Annotated in this window: 1 protein-coding gene; it reads right to left on the bottom strand. The window is 65.9% G+C overall.

Annotated features, from left to right (window positions below; genetic code table 11):
- The coding region (locus tag HX855_RS23520) for a LysR substrate-binding domain-containing protein (protein WP_177089514.1) at positions 1-877 on the bottom strand (877 nt) is incomplete at its 3' end.
- Positions 878-910 lie beyond the last annotated feature (33 nt).

Genomic DNA, 910 nt, shown 5'->3' with positions numbered 1-910 from the left:
AGGAGGAGAGGGCGTTTAGCAGTTGGGTGGCGTAACCGGGCAACTGTCCGAACGCGCGGGCGCATAACAGCAGCTTGCGACAGGCCCACTCCTCGGTCAGGGGGTGGGCCTTGAAACGTCGCTCCAACGGCCAGCGCTCCAGTGCGGCCAGGGGCACAATCCCTAGCCCCGCGCCCCGGGCGACCATGCGAATCACTCCATCAAAGCTGTCTGCGCGGATGCGTGTCTGCAAGCGAAAGCCGGCGTGCAACGCCTGTTCTTCCAGGTACACCGCCAGCGCGCTGTTGGCGGCCAGGCCCACGTAGTCATGCTGCAAGCTGTCGATAAAACTCACGGCACGCCCGGCCAAAGGGTGGTCCAGCGGCATGATCAGCGCCAGGGGGTCGTCGCGAAAGGGCAGGGTTTGCAGGCCGTGGGTGTCCACGGCATCGGAAATAATCCCCAGGTCTGCTGCGCCCTGGCGCAACGCGTGGGTAATGCGCAGGCTTGGCCGTTCCTGCAGGTCGATGTCGAGGTTGGGGTGTTCCCGCAGAAAGTCCGCCAGCAGTTCCGGCAGGTATTCGCTCAGGGCCGTGGTGTTGCACAGCAGGCGCACCTGGCCTTTGACGCCGTTGGCGTACTCCGCGAGGTCCTGTTGCAGGTGCTCGGCTTGCTGCAACAGCAGGCGGGCGTGACGGGCCAGGGCTTTGCCTGCCGGGGTCGGGGTGACGCCACGGCGGCCACGTTCGAGGAACGCAACGCCCAGCGACGCTTCCATCGCCCGAATCCGCGCGCTGGCGGCGGCCAGGGACAAATGGCTGCGGCCGGCGCCGGCGGTGATATTGCCGGTGTCGAGGATGTGCAGGTACAGGCGCAGGTCGATCAGGTCAAAGTGCATGGCGAATTTCCAGGGTGGCTGTGCCAGCCTCAT

Origin of the sequence: Pseudomonas sp. IPO3778, assembly GCF_013386825.1 — a bacterium.
Classification (GTDB): Bacteria; Pseudomonadota; Gammaproteobacteria; order Pseudomonadales; family Pseudomonadaceae; genus Aquipseudomonas.
Note: the sequence above shows the minus strand (reverse complement) of the source record. Positions and strands in the feature narration are given on the sequence as shown.